This window comes from Prolixibacter sp. NT017 (assembly GCF_009617875.1).
Lineage (GTDB): Bacteria > Bacteroidota > Bacteroidia > Bacteroidales > Prolixibacteraceae > Prolixibacter.
The window spans coordinates 3846389-3865777 of sequence record NZ_BLAV01000001.1; the positions used below are offsets into that span (position 1 = coordinate 3846389).

Genomic DNA, 19389 nt, shown 5'->3' on the forward strand with positions numbered 1-19389 from the left:
GATTAATTTGTATGTGCCAAATTTCAGCCTGAAAATTTTTAAAGCCCCTGCGACCGCACCTTTCAGCTGTTTATCAGAAATAAACTCGATACAAGATAGTTGGCACAAATCCCAACTGATATTGTTCATCAATAGCCCCCAATTCCGGGTTGTAAAATCTCCTCAGCAGAATCTTTTCTCCCGTCAGGTTATGCAGGTTAAAAGACAATTCGTGACTCAACCAACGCATCGACCACTTTAGACTGACCTGAGCATCGACGCGAAACCATGCCGGTGCCCGGTTAACGTAACGTGACGCTTCGTCGTAAACCGTATATCCCGCCTGAACCGAAGTGCTGTCGTCAATTCCCGGCAAAGGTGTACCTCCCGAATAGGTGGCATGGAGATTCAAATCCAATAGTCCGCTCTGGGAAAACGGGAAACGGGTTCCCAATGTCAAATCAGACTTGTAAGCGCCGTTAAAAGCCGTATTTCTCGAAGCACCGTCACTTGCTTTGTATTTTGAATCATACACTGCCCCGGAAAGACGGAAGTAATAACCGTGTGAAAGATATTTATCGAGTTGTAGTTCCAGTCCTTTATTCTGTCCGGTTCCCTGATTCACTAACGGATAAATGGAATAATCCCTGAAACCGGCGCCGTAATTCATCATTGAATAGCTGCTCACATGTTGTTCTACCGGGACTTTCATCAACTGCTGAAAATAAATTTCGGCATGAAGCCGGAGATTTCCCCGAAAATTCCGGTCAACAGCTCCCACCAGCTCATGCATTCGCGTCGGGCTTAAATTTCGGTTTCCCTCGGTAACAACTGTACCAGTAGGATCTGCCTTGGTTTTCATGAAGTACAAAAACATCGGTTGCAGCTGACTTTTAAGTCCATAACCGATGGAAACAATGGTTTTGCTATTGTACTCATGTCTGATGCTCAACCGTGGTTCGATGGAGGCGGTCTGGTTAAAAGTGAAATAGCTGGCATTCAGACCTACATAAACAGCTGTTGTGTTTCCGAATTTGTGCTGCCAGCCGGCGTCTGCCTGAACCTGAACCATCCCTTTTTCATTAGCATCAAGTAACGTGTAATAAGTTTTCGGGTAGACCTGTGTGACATTCCCCGTTAGGGTGCTGTCGGCAAAATTCACCTGATGGATACGTGCGGAGATTCCTGCAACAATGTAATTGGATACGGAAGGTTTATGCTGAAAGCGGGAAGAAAAAAACAGCTCCTGCTCTTTGTTATCGTTCCCGGTATCGATTTGGCGAAGATTGGCACTTCGATGCATTTCCATTCGGGAAGTTTTCTCGTACCCCGAAATACCGACGGTTGTTTTGATAGAACTGATTCCCCGCTTCAAATAAATCTTGTGAGAAAATCCACCGGTATAAAGCGTTTCATCCAGGTAATTGTCGGTATTCGGCAACCCTCCGTACACATAAAAGTTTTCGGGATGGGCGCTACTCCCCGGGAGCATCTCCACCTTGTTTTTACCACCGGTAGCAAATACGGAAAAGGTTCCGGCAAAACGCGTTGGAATATTTACTTTGAAAGCGGCCTGCTGTCTGTCGGGAAATATTCCCGGTACTGCTTCTACTCCACTTCCCTCTAATACAGAAGGAAGGGAATTCCGGTAATAAACCAAATAGGAAGATGAAGGTTTTCGGCTGATAGGACCTTCGGCGGACACAGCTGCACCATATGAGCCCATTTCTAAGGAATAACGACGATCAACCCGGTTACCATCGCGGAACCGAAGATTGAACTTGCCGGCCAGCGCATCAATCGGCCCGGCCGGGGATGGACCATAATCAATCTCAGATTTTCCAAGCAGGGCATTTGGCTGCAAAGGATACGTACCTCCGGGTAATCCAATTTCGTGACCAAAGTTAGGTGCTACTACTGGAATATCATCAAGTTGCCAGACCAGTCCGGTTGGCGAATTTCCCCGAATGCTCAGGTCGTTTCGTCCAGCCAGTATCTGCTGGAAAGCCGGAAGCCTGGCAGCCATTTCAGCCGGATCTTCTTTTACATTGTCGGAAGCCTGAACATTTTCCCGGTTAAATGAGAATGCACTAACTGTGGCCGTTGCATTACGGGCAATTCCGGGTTTATACGGCCGGATATCGATGTCCTTCTTGTTATCCTGCACCTTTTGATCCAACTCAATTACCCGAAATGCTTCTTTTCCGGTAACTACCTCCACATTCCGGAGCAGCAGATTTTTGTAGTCCTTTAGCTCAACCACTATATCGTGGAGTCCTACAGGAACATTTTCTATTTCAAACCAACCGTTGAAATCGGACGAAGTCGTATAAAATCGGCTTGTTCCCCGGATTGTAACAGTAGCTCCGGGCAATGGGGCTTTGGTCTGGTGGTCAAGTACCACTCCTCTGAGCGTTTCAACATGTTGTGCTGCAACCGGACCATTCAGCAATAAAGCTGCTAGGAAAAGCAACGCCAACCGGCACCAAATTTTTATACCATCCATAGTCTCTATCTGTCGGGGGAATGATTAAACACTTTCATTAAAAACGAATAAAAACTTAAACTGTTATTTGACTCGCTGAAAATAGATGAAACAAGCGATGAACTATTTCAGGATAAAAAGGTACAAATAATTATTTTCCATACTTTTGCATCCTGATTAAGAGACAATATGAACTACTTCACATATACATTGCCCAACGGCATTCGGCTGATTCACCAATACATCGATTCGCCGGTAGCCCATTGCGGCGTGATTTTTAATACCGGGTCGCGCGACGAAAAGCCGGATGAGCAGGGAATGGCCCATTTTATCGAGCACACCATTTTCAAAGGAACGCAAAAACGGAAAGCGTATCATATTCTCAGCCGCCTGGAAGATGTTGGCGGCGAACTGAACGCTTACACCACGAAGGAAGAAACAGCACTGTATGCTTCGTTCCTGAGCGAATATTACAATCGGACCATCGAGCTTTTCAGCGATATTCTCATCAACAGCACTTTTCCCGAAAAGGAGTTAAAAAAGGAGAAAGAGGTTATCATTGAGGAGATTAACTCTTACAACGACAGTCCTTCGGAACTGATTTTCGACGAATTTGAGGATTTGGTGTATGATGGCCACCCTATCGGGAGAAATATTCTGGGAACACCCGAAAACATCAAACGCTTTAACCGGAACGATGTAAAGCGCTTCATCCGGGAAAATTACAATACCGACGAAATGGTGATTTGCTCGGTCGGAAAAATTACACCTAAGAAACTCCAGAATCTGGTCGAACGCCATTTCTCAAATGTTCCGGAAAATCCGAGAAAACACCAACGGGAAAAATTCACCGGGTACAAACCGGAAACACGACTGATACACAAAGACACTTTTCAGGCACACTGCATTATCGGGAACGAAGCCTACGACAGCCAACATCCGCGACGTATTGCCATGCTGTTGCTGAATAATATTTTGGGTGGACAATCCATGAATTCGCGCCTCAACCTGTCGCTCAGGGAACGAAACGGAATGGCCTACAATGTGGAATCGAGTTACACAGCGTACACCGATACCGGAATTCTCAACATTTATTTTGGTACCGACAAGGAAAACCTCGAACGGGCCATCAAGCTTGTTCACCGGGAAATCAAAAAGCTACAAACCCAGGCAATGGGAAGTTTGCAACTGAGCAAAGCCAAAAAACAGATGATTGGTCAGCTGGCCATGGCTCAGGAAAACCGGGAAGACCTGATGCTTACATTGGGTAAAAGCTTCCAGCTGTACAACCGCGTTGACAGCCTGGAAAAAGTAAATGCTAAAATCGAAAAGGTGACCGCCAGCGAGCTGATGGAAATTGCGAACGAGGTGCTCGACCGGGACAAACTTTCGACACTCATTTTTAAATAGCCAGTTATGCATCTTTCAATCGATCTCGAAAATTACATTCTTGAGCACATTGAAGAAGAAGATACGGTTTTGGCTCAGCTAAACCGTGACACACATGCGAAACAACTATATGCCCGGATGTGCTCCGGCCATTTGCAAGGTTCCATTTTAACGCTACTTAGCAAACTGGTTCAGCCAAAGCGAATTCTCGAACTGGGCACCTTTACCGGCTATTCGGCGCTTTGTCTGGCAAAAGGTCTACAACCGGACGGCGTTCTGCACACCATCGAAATCAACGATGAGCTGGAAGATTTTGCCGCTCACTATTTCGAATTGGCCGGAATGCAGGAGCAAATTGTTCAGCACATCGGAGATGCATCTGCCATATTGCCCACCTTCAAGGAACCGTTTGATTTGATCTTCATGGATGCGGACAAACGTTCGTACCCGGAACACTACGAAATGGTTATTCCGCTACTGCGGGAAGGCGGCATCCTCATCGCCGACAATACGCTTTGGGACGAAAAAGTGCTCGATGACGAAAATAGCGACGAACAAACAGCCGGAATTCTTCAGTTCAACGACTTGGTAAAAAACGATGAGCGGGTGGAAACCTACCTTTTCCCCGTCAGGGATGGCTTGACCGTATTGCGCAAAAAAGGCACCGGCTTGCATTCCGATGCCCTTTAAGCGTAGTTAACTTGAGTATATTTAATTATTGGGGTAAGGCAGGACAAACAACTGCATGGATAATGACGTAAATGTTTCCACCATTAAATCCATCCAGTGCAGTATTCCATGTATTTTCAGTAAGACCTTCGTCGACAATGGTAAACTTGCCCGGCGACAACGTATAAACAATATCGCCGTTGTTCTTTTCGTAATGCGGAATCCGTGGATCGGGATCATCTCCTGCATCCCCTTCAGCAACCCATACGTGTACCTGTGTCAAATCGAAACCAGATGAAATATTCATCGATATCGAAACAGAGGAACCATCGTAAGTTACTGTTGTAGTTCCCGCATTAATGCCATTTTCCGGATGACACTGTGGCGGATTTTCATTTTGTCCGCCTCCGGCTCCGGCCAGCATGGTAAATTCGTAAGGAGTGGCACTTGGCTCAAGCGGGCCGTTGGTCCAGCCCCACCGATTGGTTGGAACAAGGTAACTATAATCAAAGAAGCAGCTGCTGTATGTCTCATTATAGGCAAAAGCCGTTTCACAGCTACCTCCCGGATCATTCGGATCTTCCAGACAATTCAAATATTCCAGATGAATAAAACGTGGATTATCAACGGTGGGATCCGGAGCCAAATCTACTTTAACGGTGATCCCTCGCATTTCATCAATCAGGATGGGGTCGCCAACATAGGATGTCAAACCGAGGTACTCAAGAATGATTGATTGAGGAATAGTGACCGTAAATACATCTGAATAGATCACTTCACCGCCGACTAATTCACCAAAAGCAGGTCGTATCTCTAATGTCAGACCATCGGTCATCTCAATTGCCGGCGCATATAACGGGAAGCAGACCGGATAAATACCGGTAATTGCATTGTTCTCGACCGTGTAGTTGGGACCAATATCCCAATAAGCATTACCCGAATTCACATCAGAAGGCACCCATGCTGCCAGGTAGGATGGATAAACCTGATGGTAGTTTTCCCGATCATTTTCATTGATACAGTTAATGAATACACATATTTCATCGCCCTGTACGATGTTATAGGCAAACCATTCGAAACCAAAGGCCGGTGCTACCTGCTGATTAAAGCAGAGCAAATCAATATTAATCCGGTTCTTTTCATATTTGCCAACTGTGAACTCAAAGGGAAGCGATTCGGTAACATAATCCATGAAGGCCGAGTTACTCTCCGGTGTGGCCATCACCATCTCCGTATTTTCCACCGTCCAGTCACCGTTTTGATCGATTTTCTGAACAAGCGCAAAACGCTCAATTGAGTAGGTTGCATCCGCATTTAGCTGAACCAGCTCCGAAGCAACACCTCCATCCACCGGTTCAAAAGCCAGAAAGTAAGTTTTGTCGAAGGCATTGGCCCCGATTAGACGGACCATTAACCGATAGCTGGCAGCGGCGTCTTCTCCCAGTAAGACATCACCGCAATCCAGCTCAGCCAAAATAGTATCCCAATCCAGGCTTCCATTTTTCAGGGTAGGACCCGATTTTTCCGCAAAAAAAGTAATATCAACTTTCGGCGTGCTGTTCCCTGTATCTTCGGTTCTCGAACAGGCCCATACAACAGCCAGTAGCGCAACAGTTGACAGCAAGCCGTATATCCATCGATTCTTCATAAGCATCTCTCCTCTTTATAGCTTCGGTTCGTTATGGTACCACCGGACAGGGAATCTCATACAGGTAATAACCTGTACCAGCTTCAACCGGCTCCTGTTGCAGATCCAACAGAATTTGGTTCACTTCTGCAGCAGTAATAATGAAGTCTTCCTCCACACTTCCATCATAAACAATGTGAACTCCGACTCCGTAATCTGTCGCCCCGCTCCACAGAGGAAAACAAATCCAACCTTCGCTTGAAGTACCGGAAGAAGCATAAACCTCACCGACATTCTGTTCATCAATCATCGTGTAAAAGGTTGCTGAATAATCAGCAGGCCCCCACGTTTCAGTTCCGTTGCTAGTACATTGGCTCACATATAGGCAGATTTCATCGCCGAGAATCACATCCACTCCTGTCCAAACAAAACCAAAACTGGCAACATCAGTCGGCTCGAAACAGAGCACTTCCATCAGTAAACGCTTTTTCTGATACAGCTCAACCTCAAATTCATAGTTCAGCGGTGTATTTACGTATCCCGAAAAGGCTGAATTCTGCATCGGTGTTGCCATGATAGTTTCGTATTTCGTCCCACCGTTCCCAGCATCCACTAACTGGAGAACTTCGAATTTGGTGACAACATACGTACCCGGAAGCAACATGATGAGGTCGGAAGCAACTCCATTGCCAACAGCATGTAGCGGCAGAATTTTGTCCTGCATATCGTCAATCGGGATCGGATCGCCTCCTCCCGGATCGGGCGTTGCAATGGAAATCCGGATCGCATCAGCCGTTATCAACTCACAATTATCCAGATAGTATATCGGGTCATTCGTTGCCGACTTCAATGCCGCTCCGCCTTTGGTTACCCCAATCTCCAACTGAGTGGAATAATCACGGGTTCCCCAATTGAACAGATCGTTACAGGAAAATGCAGCGAACGTAAAGAACAGAATTGCGACTGCCTTGAAAATATTTATTGTTTTCATAAGCGTAAATTTTCAGGTTCGTTCATCGATTTTGTCTCTTCCCATAGGGAAGCTTATTGCCTTTGAACCTGATGTTTGTTCGAAAGCAGGCAATTTCAGAAGGCCGGGAATCGAACCAGGCGAAACCATAGCTCGATTCCTCGGCTGCTCTAAAGGTGATCAGTCGGGGACTTGAAATAAAAATGGTGAAGCCAAGTCTCCGTATATGTATGTGAAGGCAGGTACAGGAGTATAAGTTCCCAACATCGAGAATGCTGAACCGTTCCAACTCCAACGTTCAAGCCCCGTGGAAGCTCCGTCCCCGGTAATTATGGTTGCACCATCTTCATAGACCATGGCACCGAATACCTGGTACATACCAGTCTCATTAGCCAATTGTGTTACTGTCCCGCTAGCAATATTGATTTCGTATACATAAGCTGAAGAGCCGTTTTTACTGAAACTCCACAACGTTCCTGCATCCGTGGCAATCAAATCCCCACCTGAGAAATCGACACCCGGGGTTAACTCAATTGTAGAATAAAGAGAATAGGTAAAACCATCAGGGTTCAATACATAAAACGTCAGCGAATCAATTCCCATATCAGCGGCGTAGAGCGTACCATCAGCATAAACCAACTGAGTGATTTTACTTGGAACCGTTCCTCCTGGATCAGCCGTGAAAAACTCGGAGCTCATCGAATACAAATCATACACCAAAATTTTATCACTCTGGTCAGAATCAACAACATAAAGCTGACGTCGGTTAGGAGCAACAGCGATATGTGGATCACGCATCTCACCAGTTAAATCGAGAATTTTCGTCATTAAAACATCTGTGCCCACAAATCCCAATGCGTAAATCTCTGCGACTTGGTTATCATTGTGTGACTCAAAATAAGCCGGTTTGTGACAATCACTTAACATGATGTGTATGTACCTTGGATTCTCCGCCTGTGGATCGTCGGTCAGTTCAACTTTTACAGAGATACCATCTCCCAAATCCTCAACGTTTCCGGTATAATCAGATATTCCAAGATATTCAAGAATAATATCGCGCGAAATATGCACCATCACACTGTCACTATAAATCAGCTCTCCTTCCGCAGTTTTACCAAAGACCGGATTCAGTTGCAGTATCACACCATTCTCCATGTCTGCCAATATATCATACAACGGGAAACACATTGGCGTCACAGCACCAATAATCTGGCTTCCATCTCCACTCTCCGGTGTTGTCAGCTCATAATTCGGTCCTACAACCCAATAAGGCGCATCACCTGCTGGTACAACAGTTTCTCCTTCAAGGCCTGTTTTCCATGCATACATGTCGGCGGCAAATACCTGGTGGTAATTTTCACGATCGTATTCGTTGATACAATTAACAAATACGCAGATTTCATCACCTTCAACAATATTGTAGTCGAACCATTCGAAGCCGAAGGCCGGTGCAACTTGCTGGTTAAAGCAAAGTACATCGAAAACCAATCGGTTCTTTTCATAGGTCCCCACCTCGAACTCGAAAGGTAAAACATCAGTAACGAAATCTTCGAAAGCAGAGTTATCCATTGGCGTGGCTAACAGAATTTTACTGTTTGCCTCCGACCAATCTTGATTCTCATCAATCTTTTCAACTATTTCAAAACGAGTCAGGTAAAATGTTCCCGGAGTTAACTGAACCAGGTCGGAAGCAATCCCTTCACCAACCTGGGTATACCCAAGGTAATAGTCTGTTCCGCCGTCGGGCAATTGATCGGCAGTAGCGATCCTTACATGAACGGTTCCATAGTCGGCCCAATCACAGTCCAACGCGGCCAGCATCTCATCGTAAGGAAGATTAGCTGACTTGAGTACAGGCTTGGTCAAATTGGCCTGAAAGACCAAATCGACTTTTTGGGGTTCGTCAATGCTCATATCATCCTTCTTATTACAAGAAGAGAATAGCATCGCAAAAGGCACTGCTATTAGCAGTATTCGGAAGAGTAAATTTTTTCTCATTTCGGTAGAATTTAAGTTTCACATAAAAAATGGTTTTTTATATCACGAATCACATCCAATTTCGAGATGTACGTAGTCAATCTCACCATTCACATATTTATCGATTTCCGTTTTTGTTATTGGAATAATCAGGACCGTATTCTCTTCACCAACCGGTTGTACCTGAAGAATAATTCCATTGGTATAATCAGTGGGCAAGGCAATGAAAACGGGTTCCGGTTGTCCCTGTGAATTCAGGTTGTCTCCGGTCGACACGACATCTACCGGGTTTTGTTCAGCATCCGCCGTGTAAGCCGTAAATTCATAGGAGAGCACTTCGTGAAAATTTTCACGATTTCCGGCGTTACAACGGTTAATAAAGAGGTAGAAGCCGGAAGCCTCGGCTGCTTGAGAGACTCCCTCTGAGCCACTTTCTGTCTGCGTTTCCAGGTAAGAAAGACTCAGGCAATTCACATTTAAAATGGTATTCCCTCCTGTTGAAGTCCGGAAAGTGCAGTTCTTTGTACTGTTAATCGGGTAAGTGACTGCGAAGTGAGGTGCAGAAATCAATCGTACTTTTTCCAGTCGGTGAACAGTAAACTTGGTCAACCGGTAATCTGCCGGAGGAATGGGGAGCGACCGGGAAATGTAGCGTCCATCCTGAAAAGTCATGGAAAGGGGATAGTTCAGTGCGGTAACGACTCCATCGGAACGAACCAGTGTAATCTCTGCATCAAAATCAGCTTTGGGAGGATAAACCTCGAGACTATTGAATGCATCCTCCAGAGACACTTGTATGAACAGCCCGTTCTCCAGCTTCAGCAGGTCTTCTTCCTGGTTACTGCAGGAAACCCCGGTCAATACAAGTATAAGAACTATAATGAGGTCAGTTAGTTTATTTTTCATAATATTAAAATTACAGATGTACTGCCTAATTATCAGAGCGTAAAATACCTCCCTGATAAGAGCTATTACTTATAGGTATCGCATAGCTATCCTTGTCAGGAAATTATCCTTTTAATCAAACAGAAGAAATAAACACTGAAGAGTTCAGTCTGGAAGTGAAAGGGGGAGAGATTGTCAACCAATCAATTAACAGCAAAATAACTACTGTCATACAACCCTTAATTACATAATTAGACTGGCTTCAGGATTAACATAATAGGTTTTAGTTTTTGTTCTACATAGGTGCAATCGTTCTCAACTTACTGTGGTTAGGCCAGAAAGTCCGGAGAACGCTATATTTCCGGGTTAACGGAAATTGATGCACTTTCTAATTCTACATTAAAAGGTGCAGCCAAAGGCAGTCGAACTGCCTTTTACTGAAACAAATTGCGGACTACACCTCTGAGCTTCGTGCCGTCATCATTAGTTGACAGCAAAGGAGTTTTTCATTCAAGGCTAATAAAAATCCTTGGTAAGAACAGGTTACTTAGTTTTCAATCCCAAAAGGATACATAAATTTAAGGCATTCGAAAAGTAAACACAAGACATTGTCTAAAAAATCCATAAAAAGAAAGACTATATTATCCTATTTTTCAAATATTTAACTAAATAGTAATTACAAGAAAGAAAGTATAAATATTTGCAGCTGCTTTAACTTATAATCACTGACAATTATAGTATTTATATCATAAATTAATATTATGAACCATTAGTCACCTCGAAGCAAACGAGTTAATGTGCTAGTTACCATGCAATTAATCAAAAACACCTCCATAAAGAATTGTTAGAAAAAGAGTTTACGAAACTGGCAATATGAGAAAATAAAAAAGCCCCCGATAAATCGGAGGCTTTGAGCGGGAAACGAGACTCGAACTCGCGACCCTAACCTTGGCAAGGTTATGCTCTACCAACTGAGCTATTCCCGCAGAAGAACGGAGCCATTACGAATAATTGCTCCGTTGCCCTAAACGTACCCAGAGCGGGACTTGAACCCGCACGGCCATTACTGGCCATTGGATTTTAAGTCCAACGTGTCTACCAATTCCACCATCTGGGCATCCTTTCGAGCGGGAAACGAGACTCGAACTCGCGACCCTAACCTTGGCAAGGTTATGCTCTACCAACTGAGCTATTCCCGCATTCTAAGGATTCCTGACAAGAACAACATAAAGATTCACTCTTTTAGTTTTTCCTGTCACCAATATAAAATGAACATTTTTGCAAAACTGAGCGGGAAACGAGACTCGAACTCGCGACCCTAACCTTGGCAAGGTTATGCTCTACCAACTGAGCTATTCCCGCATTCTAAGGATTCCTGACAAGAGCAACATAAAGATCTACTCTTTTAGTCTTTCCTGTCATCAATATAAAATGAACGTTTTTACAAAACTGAGCGGGAAACGAGACTCGAACTCGCGACCCTAACCTTGGCAAGGTTATGCTCTACCAACTGAGCTATTCCCGCATGTGCCTCCGCTTAAATCCTGCGATAGCGGACGCAAATATAAAAACATTTTTCCGTTCGCTGAAAAATCAAATTGATTTTATGACCGATTTTTCGTTAAACAGCCGTCGTTCACCATAAAATTTACTGACCAGCAATTTTTTTAATTTCATTCAGCTTGTTCAGTGCTTCCACCGGAGTCAGGTTATCGATGTCGAGATTGGCAATCTCATCCCGGATTTGCTTCAACACCGGATCGTCCAACTGAAAGAAACTCAGCTGCAAACCTTCCCGGTTCTCTGCAATTTCTCCTACCGGTTTGGCCGGATACTCCTGTCGGTTGTTTTCTTCCAGCTGCTTCAGAATATCATCGGCGCGTTTCACAACACTGGGCGGCATGCCTGCCATACGGGCCACGTGAATACCAAAGCTGTGATTACTTCCTCCTCTTATCAGCTTCCGCAAGAAAATGACTTTATTCCCAACTTCCTTGACCGTTACATTGAAATTCCGAACCCGGTTAAACGATTTCTCCATTTCATTTAACTCGTGGTAATGAGTTGCGAAAAGGGTCTTCGCCCGGGCTTTGGGGTGTTCATGGATGTATTCCACAATCGACCAGGCAATCGAAATTCCATCATAGGTGCTGGTTCCGCGGCCTAATTCATCAAGCAAAATCAGGCTGCGTTCCGACAGGTTATTCAGAATGCTGGCGGCCTCGTTCATCTCAACCATAAAGGTCGATTCGCCCAGCGAAATATTATCGGAAGCACCAACCCGCGTAAAGATTTTATCGACAAAACCAATTTTTGCTGCTTCCGCCGGAACAAAACTTCCCATCTGAGCCATCAACACAATCAATGCTGTTTGCCGCAACAAAGCCGATTTACCAGCCATGTTCGGTCCGGTAATAATGATGACCTGCTGCTCATCATTATCGAGATAAACGTCGTTGGCAATGTACGATTCTCCTATCGGGAGTTGTTGTTCAATCACCGGATGACGACCTTCTTTAATATCAATCACTGATGTGTCATTCACCTCGGGCCGTTTGTAATTGTTTTCTTCCGCGATGGTTCCAAACGAAAGAAGACAATCGATACGAGCCAGAATAACAGCGTCGAGCTGAATAGCCTGAATGTAATCAGAAATGGAAAAAACGAGGTCCGAAAAGAGTTTCGATTCCAGTTCGAGAATTCGCTCTTCTGCTCCCAGAATCTTCGTTTCGTACTCTTTCAGTTCCTCAGTAATATAGCGTTCTGCACTGACCAGCGTCTGCTTCCGAATCCACTCGGGCGGGACTTTATCTTTGTGCGTATTCCGAACCTCGATGTAATACCCGAATACGTTGTTGAAACCAATCTTTAGTGACGAAATGCCGGTTCGCTCAACTTCGCGGTCGACAATTTTCTTCAGGTAGTCTTTTCCTGAAAAAGCGATTCCCCGCAATTCATCCAGCTCTTCCGAAACGCCATCGGCAAATACCCTCCCCTTTCCAACCTGTGTAGGTGGTTCAGGCACCAATTCCTTTTCAATCCTTTCTTTAACGGAAGAACAGGGATTCAACTGCTCAGCATATCGATGCAAACTCTCATTGCCCGATTGTTCGCAGTCATTTTTGATCGGCTCAATCGCGGTCAGCGAATTCTTCAGTTGAACGACTTCCCGCGGATTAATACGCCCTGTTGCTACCTTCGAGATGATGCGTTCCAGGTCGCCGATTTGCCGAAGTGATTCTTCCAGCTCTTCTTTCAATCCCGGATGAGAAACAAAATGCTCCACAACATCCAGCCGTTCATTAATTCGCTTTTGCTCTTTCAGCGGAAGCGCCACCCAACGTTTGAGCAAACGAGCTCCCATGGGCGAGATGGTCCGGTCGATAACTTCCACCAACGTTTTGGCACCTTCGTTAATCGCTGAAAAAAGCTCCAGATTACGAATGGTAAACCGGTCGAGCCAGACATACCGGTCTTCCTCAATTCGCGAAAGCCCGGTAATATGCTTCAATTGCTTGTGTTGCGTTAAATCGAGGTATTGCAAAATCGCCCCCGAAGCGATAACCCCCAACTGCAACCCGTGCACTCCGTAACCTTTCAATGTTTTGGTTTCGAAATGGCGTGTCAGCCGGTCAAAGGCAGCATCTTCGGTGTAAACCCAATCGTCTAGGGTGTAAGTATAAAATTTATGGCCGAACGTTTCCCGGAAAAGCTTCTCTTTTCCTTTCTGAAATAACACCTCCTTCGGCTGGAAACTATTCAGCAATTTATCTATGTATTCAAAGTTTCCTTCGGCGGTCATAAACTCGCCGGTAGAGATATCAAGAAACGCCACGCCCGCCATCTGTTTCTCGATGTGCAGCGATGCCAGAAAATTGTTCTCACGATGCTCGAGGATGTTATCGTTGATGGAAACGCCGGGAGTAACCAACTCGGTAATTCCCCGCTTAACAATCTTCTTGGTGGTTTTCGGATCTTCGAGCTGCTCGCAAATGGCCACGCGCTGTCCGGCCCGAACAAGTTTCGGTAGGTAGGTGTCGAGTGCGTGGTACGGAAATCCGGCCAGTTCCACATAACTTGCCGAACCATTGGCCCGACGGGTCAAGGTTATACCCAGAATTTCAGCCGCTTTGATGGCATCTTCTCCGAAAGTCTCGTAAAAGTCGCCCACACGAAACAGCAATACAGCGTCGGGATGTTTCGACTTGACGCTGTAATATTGCTTCATCAGCGGGGTTTCGACATATTTTTTTGTGCTTTTTGCCAAAGGAAATCAGGTTTTATCAATCTGCGAAAACAAATATAGGAACAATCCAACGGTCGGAAAAGTGTCTTATTTCTCCGTAACCGGAAGTTTTCAACAAGCAGTCTGCGTCCGTTGTTTTGCCTACCCAAAAATATTGTCGACTCTATCTATTTTTCCGTAAGCGGATATCCTCCAACACATGTTTTCCCGAACGCAGCAACAATATCAGCGAAAGCGGAATAACCAACCAATGGAAAGTTTGTGGCAACAGCGGCATGCTTACCAGGAATAAAACCAATAAACCAGCCGTAAACCAATGATAACCTTTCAGTTTGTTCCGCAGTGGTTTTATCAGCAAAACAAAGGCAAACAAGAAATGTGTTGGCAAGGCCCAGATGAGATTCAGGTTCCAGCCCGTTGCCGGATGAGTGGAAACAAACGTCAGGAAAGCCAACACCAAACCAGCAACTCCGAACGCTAGATAAATGATAAAGTCGAGCCAAATGCCGGCTTTCTTTTTCCGATATTGCCAAACGGTTATTACCAGAACAAGAACGAAAAGAGCCAGAATTATATTAACGGGCGACCAAAGTTCCGCCTTGAATTTCTTTGGAGGAGCTTCATAGATAGTGGTTCGCGGGAGACATAGTGGAACATCAACCGAATCCCGGGGAACTTTCGCCTCTCCAAAGTCTTTCGAGACATAATCAGGCAGGAACATCTTCTGGTAATAGGTGATATTTTTGTCGGCAGGAACGCCCAACGCCATTTTGATTCCCACCCCTGCCCAAGTATTTCCGGGTACGTACCGATCGAGCAAATTGCGGAAAGTCACTGGCTTTTCCTTCTCTTTGGCCCAGATAATTTTGTTATTCAACACTTCTTCTACCCTGTCGCGTATGCGTGTTGCGCAGTTATCGAAAAAGAAGTTGTAGCGGTAAACACGATTTTCAGGCCTGGCATTTTCGACCAGCAAATCAAACAAATGCTGCCTTTCATCCGGTGTCAAATCGATTTCCTGCTCGTACACACTTCGTTTATAATAAATGTACTCCTGCATAAAATCGGAAAAATACTGCACTGCCAACATGTAATCGGTTTCGCCTTTGGCAAAACGATAAACAAAATTGGGCGCATCGAAGCTGAATACACCGTAGTTGAATACCAGATCGATTTTCTTGCCCGGGTCGTGTACCCGCAAGGCCGTATGTCCAAAATAGGAATAAATCTCGTTTCCGGGCTCGCATGTCAACAGTGAAATACGAGCCGTCGGAGACAACTGGTTAGCGCGCGATGCCTGAAAAGACAACGTGAACAGCAACAGGAGAAGCAAAAACTTTCGATTCATAACGCAGGGATGAAAATATTTTTGTTGGCTAAAAATAAGAAACAGCCGGAGAATGTCCGGTATTTCCTTTTTAAAGTTTTAGATAATAGTCCTTTGTCAAAGTCCGGTAGGCTTCCGTGTAATTTCCGTCGGTATCACGAATACACAATTCGCTTACCTGACGGTCACCCGGCTTTTTACTGAATTCCAACAAAACACGATTGGCTGGCTTCCCTTCCTTAGGAATCACATTGAGCACTTTCACCAGGTAAAATCCGCTCAAACGGGCCGTCTCCCTGAATTCATCGTACACGTCAAATGGGACAATAACAGACAGTCTGCCTTCCGGCGAAAGCTTTGTGACTGCGCCGTCAATCAATTCGGAGAAGGACAAATTTTCATGATGCCGGGCAGATGTTCGGTTTTTATCAGGCGAAAGCAGGGAGTTCGCAAAAAAAGGCGGATTGCTGACAATTAAATCATACTGGTCGGGCATTTCGTCGATGAATTCCTGAAAAGAAGAATGAAAGACAGTTACCCGGTTGGACCATGGCGACGCCACCACATTTTGATTCGCTTCGCAAAATGCCACAGGCTCAATTTCCACCGCATCAACAACAGCATCCGAGCGTTGTGCCAGCATCAATGCCACCAAACCGGTTCCGGCCCCGACATCCAGAATGTTTTTGGCTCCGGATACATCGGTCCATGCACCGAGAAGGACACCATCGGTTCCCACCTTCATGGCTGCCTTCTCCTGTTTAATTGTAAACTGTTTAAAGGTAAATGACTTTGATTCCATTGGTTTAAAATTTCTCAAACACGCCCAGGCCAAACAGGGCAAAATCGTATTTAACCGGATCGTCCCGATCGAAATCCCGCAGCCGGGAAGTCAGTTCGTCTACCGCCTTCCAGTCGTTTTGCTTCCGCTTCAACAGGCCTAGTTTTCGCGCCACATTGCCTGAGTGTACATCCAAAGGCATCATCAATGCTGAAGTCGGGATATCTTTCCACAATCCGAAATCAACTCCTGTATGGTTATCACGTACCATCCAACGTAGAAACATGTTGATGCGCTTGGCTGAAGAACCTTTCAACGGATTGGCGACATGCTTTAGTGTTCGCTTTTCCGGCTCGTAACTCAGAAATTTTTCCCGGAAACGAACGATACCCGACATCATATTTCCATCCTGCTGAAATCCTTCCGTGAATAGTGTTTCTAAACTACTCCCGCTTCGGTAAATTTCGCTTAAAGCGTGAAGAAAATAGCGACAATCGATCCCGTTGAACGTGCGATGCACAAATTCATCAAACCGCTCAAAATCCGTAGTTCCGTTTTGTGTGATGAATTCAAAAGGCCGGTTGTCCATCCAATCCATCAGTTTCGAAGCGTTGCGAATAATAGTCGGACGCTGTCCCCAGGCAATGGTCGCAGCCAGAAATCCGGCTATTTCGATATCCTCCTTGCGGGAAAAAAGTCTCGGAATGGAAAGGGGATCGGTTTCGATAAACCGTGGGCGGTTATATAAAAGATATTTTTCGTCGAGAAAGTTTTTCAGTTCCTGCTCGGTCATGCGTCCTAATTCTCAATCACACCATCGCGGATGCGCAACATCCGGTCGGTGGTTTTGGCAAAATGTTCATCGTGCGTAACAATGATGAACGTCTGCTTAAATTTTTCCTTCAATTGGTAGAACAGCGAGAAAAGATCTTCCTGGTTACGGGAGTCCAGGTTTCCCGAAGGTTCGTCGGCCAGTATTACCGAAGGGTCGTTAATCAACGCCCGGGCAACAGCCACCCGCTGTTTCTCTCCTCCCGACAACTCCGACGGCTTGTGATGAAAGCGGTCTTTCAGATCGAGACTTTCCAGCAACTCCTGTGCTCTGGCTTCGACCTCTTTCCGGTCACGTTTCGAAATATACCCAGGAATACAGACATTCTCGAAAGCTGTAAATTCAGGAAGCAGGTGGTGAAACTGGAAAACAAAACCTATTTCGCGGTTTCGGAAACGGGAAAGCTCCCGCTCGCCCATCTTGAATACTTCCTTTTGATTGATGTGAACTTTTCCTCCGTCAGGTTTTCCCAAGGTACCCAGAATTTGCAGCAACGTCGTTTTTCCGGCACCGCTGGCACCAACAATCGCCACCACTTCTCCCTGGTAAACTTCCAACGATACTTTTTTCAACACCTGTAAATCGCCAAACGACTTGGTGATATTGGTTGCCTGTAATATGATGTTCTTCTTACTCATTTTTGTCTTTAATCACCGCTTTTTCGCGTTAGCTAAAAGTACCGAAAAAAACCTTAGATAATGGAAACGACGTAAACAACATAAAATATGAAAAGCAAAAACCCTTCGATTCGTAGCAGATGTCCGCCTTCCAAATTCCGAAGCGCTGATAAATTGTGCCACCCGGATTCACGCAATACAGCTAAATTCTTCCGCAAGGGAATAACAAATAACAACAGGGCCAAGGCAAATCCGAGCATCCAGATAACATCGATTCTGAACGAAGCAAAATCGACGAGAATAGGATTAATGGCAGCAGTCAAACCAATTACTCCGAGCAAATTGAAAATATTGGACCCGATGATGTTCCCAATGGATATGTCGGCTTCCTTTTTAATGGCCGCCATGACCGATGCAGCAAGTTCCGGAAGACTGGTTCCAAAAGCCACGATGGTGATGGAAATGATCCGTTCGGTTACACCCAGACTTCGGGCGATGGTCGACGCGCCTTCAATCAATATTCGTGAGCCAAAAGCCAGTGCCACAACCGAGGCCGCAATAATCAGAAAACCTACCAGGATGGAATAACGTGGCGGAAGGATCTCATGTGCTTCTTTCTGTCGCCTTGAACGCTGAAAGCTTTTCCAGATGAACCAGAGCAGAGCGACAAAAAAGAAGATTCCCTCCACGCGGCCAACTTGTCCGTTCATGATGAACAGATAAAACAGAATGCTGGCAATAAACATCACCGGCCACGCAAACCGGATCGTTTCCCTCTTCACGGGCATCACCATTAGTGTTCCGGTAAGTCCCAACACCAAAGCAATGTTGGCAATATTTGAACCGACTACATTTCCGATGGAGATTTCGGGGTGCCCCGAAATAGCTGCATCCAAACTCACAATAAACTCGGGAGCCGACGTTCCAAACGCTACAACCGTAATTCCAATAACCAGCGTAGAAACTTTAAAATGACGGGCCAGACTTACGCCTCCCCTCACCAACAAATCTCCGCCGGTAAGCAACAGAATGAAACCACCTAATAACTTCAGATATTCCACAAAGGATGTTTAAGCAGTATTTCGTTTCTCTTCTATAAAATAAAAACCTCCTTTCGCTCCGTGGCGAAAAGAGATCTCCTACATTAAAATCAACAGATGTCGATACCTTACGGTTTACCCGACAGGACATCATTTCTTCTTATCCTCAAGCTCTTCTTCTATTTTCCTGCTTAGCTTGTTGGATTCACTATTGACCGAATCGGTAAAATTATTGACGTCCTTCTTGATGTCTGAGGTATGGCTCTCAAACTCACGCTGAATATCACTTGTTGCTTTCTTGAATTCGCGCATACCTTTGCCCAACGTCCGTGCAATTTCAGGAATACTGTTCGCTCCGAAAAACAGCAGCGCCAGCAACAGGACGAGAACCAACTCTGAACCACTAACAAAGAGCAACACATTCCCCATAGTAATTGATTTTGAACAAATATAACATTCATCTGCCAATTGTCATCGCCCAAAATCAGATTTTAAATCAGCGTTATAAAAAAAGCCCGATCACCAATGTGACCGGGCATATCTTAAAAGAGAAGTCTCTTTATAT

General features: G+C 45.2%; 14 protein-coding genes and 5 tRNA genes. 2 read left to right on the top strand and 17 right to left on the bottom strand.

Annotation, left to right across the window (positions count from 1 at the left end; genetic code table 11):
- Positions 1-73: 73 nt before the first annotated feature.
- Positions 74-2485, bottom strand: coding sequence for a TonB-dependent receptor (locus GJU87_RS16075; protein ID WP_153640421.1), 2412 nt, complete (start codon positions 2483-2485; stop codon positions 74-76).
- Between the two features lie 168 nt (positions 2486-2653).
- Here GJU87_RS16075 and GJU87_RS16080 point away from each other — a divergent pair, with 168 nt between their 5' ends.
- Entirely contained in the window at positions 2654-3874 is a 1221-nt protein-coding gene (locus GJU87_RS16080; protein ID WP_153640422.1) for a pitrilysin family protein, read from the top strand.
- Positions 3875-3880: 6 nt separating this feature from the next.
- Positions 3881-4543: an O-methyltransferase gene (locus GJU87_RS16085; RefSeq protein ID WP_194831554.1), complete on the top strand. Its 663-nt coding sequence runs from the start codon at positions 3881-3883 to the stop codon at positions 4541-4543.
- A gap of 25 nt (positions 4544-4568) precedes the next feature.
- Here GJU87_RS16085 and GJU87_RS16090 read toward each other — a convergent pair whose 3' ends face one another.
- From GJU87_RS16090 to GJU87_RS16165, 16 genes are all read right to left on the bottom strand, one after another.
- On the bottom strand, positions 4569-6170 hold the full coding sequence (locus GJU87_RS16090) for a hypothetical protein (RefSeq protein WP_153640423.1): 1602 nt from the start codon (positions 6168-6170) through the stop codon (positions 4569-4571).
- A gap of 31 nt (positions 6171-6201) precedes the next feature.
- Positions 6202-7140, bottom strand: a complete 939-nt coding sequence (locus GJU87_RS16095; protein ID WP_153640424.1) for a hypothetical protein — start codon at positions 7138-7140, stop codon at positions 6202-6204.
- A gap of 159 nt (positions 7141-7299) precedes the next feature.
- Positions 7300-9117 (bottom strand): hypothetical protein, encoded by a 1818-nt coding sequence (locus tag GJU87_RS16100; RefSeq protein WP_153640425.1) that lies wholly within the window; start codon positions 9115-9117, stop codon positions 7300-7302.
- Positions 9118-9159: 42 nt separating this feature from the next.
- Positions 9160-10002, bottom strand: coding sequence for a hypothetical protein (locus GJU87_RS16105; RefSeq protein ID WP_153640426.1), 843 nt, complete (start codon positions 10000-10002; stop codon positions 9160-9162).
- 892 nt (positions 10003-10894) lie between these two features.
- Positions 10895-10967, bottom strand: a tRNA-Gly gene (locus GJU87_RS16110).
- A gap of 45 nt (positions 10968-11012) precedes the next feature.
- Positions 11013-11098: transfer RNA gene (locus tag GJU87_RS16115), tRNA-Leu, on the bottom strand.
- A gap of 9 nt (positions 11099-11107) precedes the next feature.
- Positions 11108-11180 (bottom strand) — tRNA-Gly (locus GJU87_RS16120).
- Between the two features lie 90 nt (positions 11181-11270).
- Positions 11271-11343: transfer RNA gene (locus tag GJU87_RS16125), tRNA-Gly, on the bottom strand.
- A gap of 90 nt (positions 11344-11433) precedes the next feature.
- Positions 11434-11506, bottom strand: a tRNA-Gly gene (locus GJU87_RS16130).
- A gap of 123 nt (positions 11507-11629) precedes the next feature.
- Positions 11630-14248, bottom strand: a complete 2619-nt coding sequence (mutS, locus tag GJU87_RS16135) for a DNA mismatch repair protein MutS (protein ID WP_228492025.1) — start codon at positions 14246-14248, stop codon at positions 11630-11632.
- Positions 14249-14390: 142 nt separating this feature from the next.
- On the bottom strand, positions 14391-15575 hold the full coding sequence (locus tag GJU87_RS16140; RefSeq protein WP_153640427.1) for a DUF4105 domain-containing protein: 1185 nt from the start codon (positions 15573-15575) through the stop codon (positions 14391-14393).
- 70 nt (positions 15576-15645) lie between these two features.
- The gene (locus GJU87_RS16145; protein ID WP_153640428.1) at positions 15646-16356 is read right to left on the bottom strand and encodes a tRNA1(Val) (adenine(37)-N6)-methyltransferase; all 711 of its coding nucleotides are present in this window, start codon (positions 16354-16356) and stop codon (positions 15646-15648) included.
- Positions 16357-16360: 4 nt separating this feature from the next.
- Positions 16361-17128, bottom strand: coding sequence for a TIGR02757 family protein (locus GJU87_RS16150; RefSeq protein WP_153640429.1), 768 nt, complete (start codon positions 17126-17128; stop codon positions 16361-16363).
- A gap of 5 nt (positions 17129-17133) precedes the next feature.
- Entirely contained in the window at positions 17134-17805 is a 672-nt protein-coding gene (locus GJU87_RS16155; RefSeq protein WP_228492026.1) for an ABC transporter ATP-binding protein, read from the bottom strand.
- A 53-nt stretch (positions 17806-17858) separates the two neighbouring features.
- On the bottom strand, positions 17859-18845 hold the full coding sequence (locus GJU87_RS16160; protein WP_153640430.1) for a calcium/sodium antiporter: 987 nt from the start codon (positions 18843-18845) through the stop codon (positions 17859-17861).
- A 129-nt stretch (positions 18846-18974) separates the two neighbouring features.
- Positions 18975-19253: a twin-arginine translocase TatA/TatE family subunit gene (locus tag GJU87_RS16165; RefSeq protein WP_106540541.1), complete on the bottom strand. Its 279-nt coding sequence runs from the start codon at positions 19251-19253 to the stop codon at positions 18975-18977.
- Positions 19254-19389: the final 136 nt, after the last annotated feature.

Excerpts from the sequence above, each read along its gene's own strand:
- GJU87_RS16075 (WP_153640421.1), bottom strand. The coding sequence starts at position 2,485 with ATGGATGGTATAAAAATTTGGTGCCGGTTGGCGTTGCTTTTCCTAGCA.
- GJU87_RS16080 (WP_153640422.1), top strand. The coding sequence starts at position 2,654 with ATGAACTACTTCACATATACATTGCCCAACGGCATTCGGCTGATTCAC.
- GJU87_RS16085 (WP_194831554.1), top strand. The coding sequence starts at position 3,881 with ATGCATCTTTCAATCGATCTCGAAAATTACATTCTTGAGCACATTGAA.
- GJU87_RS16090 (WP_153640423.1), bottom strand. The coding sequence starts at position 6,170 with ATGAAGAATCGATGGATATACGGCTTGCTGTCAACTGTTGCGCTACTG.
- GJU87_RS16095 (WP_153640424.1), bottom strand. The coding sequence starts at position 7,140 with ATGAAAACAATAAATATTTTCAAGGCAGTCGCAATTCTGTTCTTTACG.
- GJU87_RS16100 (WP_153640425.1), bottom strand. The coding sequence starts at position 9,117 with ATGAGAAAAAATTTACTCTTCCGAATACTGCTAATAGCAGTGCCTTTT.
- GJU87_RS16105 (WP_153640426.1), bottom strand. The coding sequence starts at position 10,002 with ATGAAAAATAAACTAACTGACCTCATTATAGTTCTTATACTTGTATTG.
- GJU87_RS16140 (WP_153640427.1), bottom strand. The coding sequence starts at position 15,575 with ATGAATCGAAAGTTTTTGCTTCTCCTGTTGCTGTTCACGTTGTCTTTT.
- GJU87_RS16145 (WP_153640428.1), bottom strand. The coding sequence starts at position 16,356 with ATGGAATCAAAGTCATTTACCTTTAAACAGTTTACAATTAAACAGGAG.
- GJU87_RS16150 (WP_153640429.1), bottom strand. The coding sequence starts at position 17,128 with ATGACCGAGCAGGAACTGAAAAACTTTCTCGACGAAAAATATCTTTTA.
- GJU87_RS16155 (WP_228492026.1), bottom strand. The coding sequence starts at position 17,805 with ATGAGTAAGAAGAACATCATATTACAGGCAACCAATATCACCAAGTCG.
- GJU87_RS16165 (WP_106540541.1), bottom strand. The coding sequence starts at position 19,253 with ATGGGGAATGTGTTGCTCTTTGTTAGTGGTTCAGAGTTGGTTCTCGTC.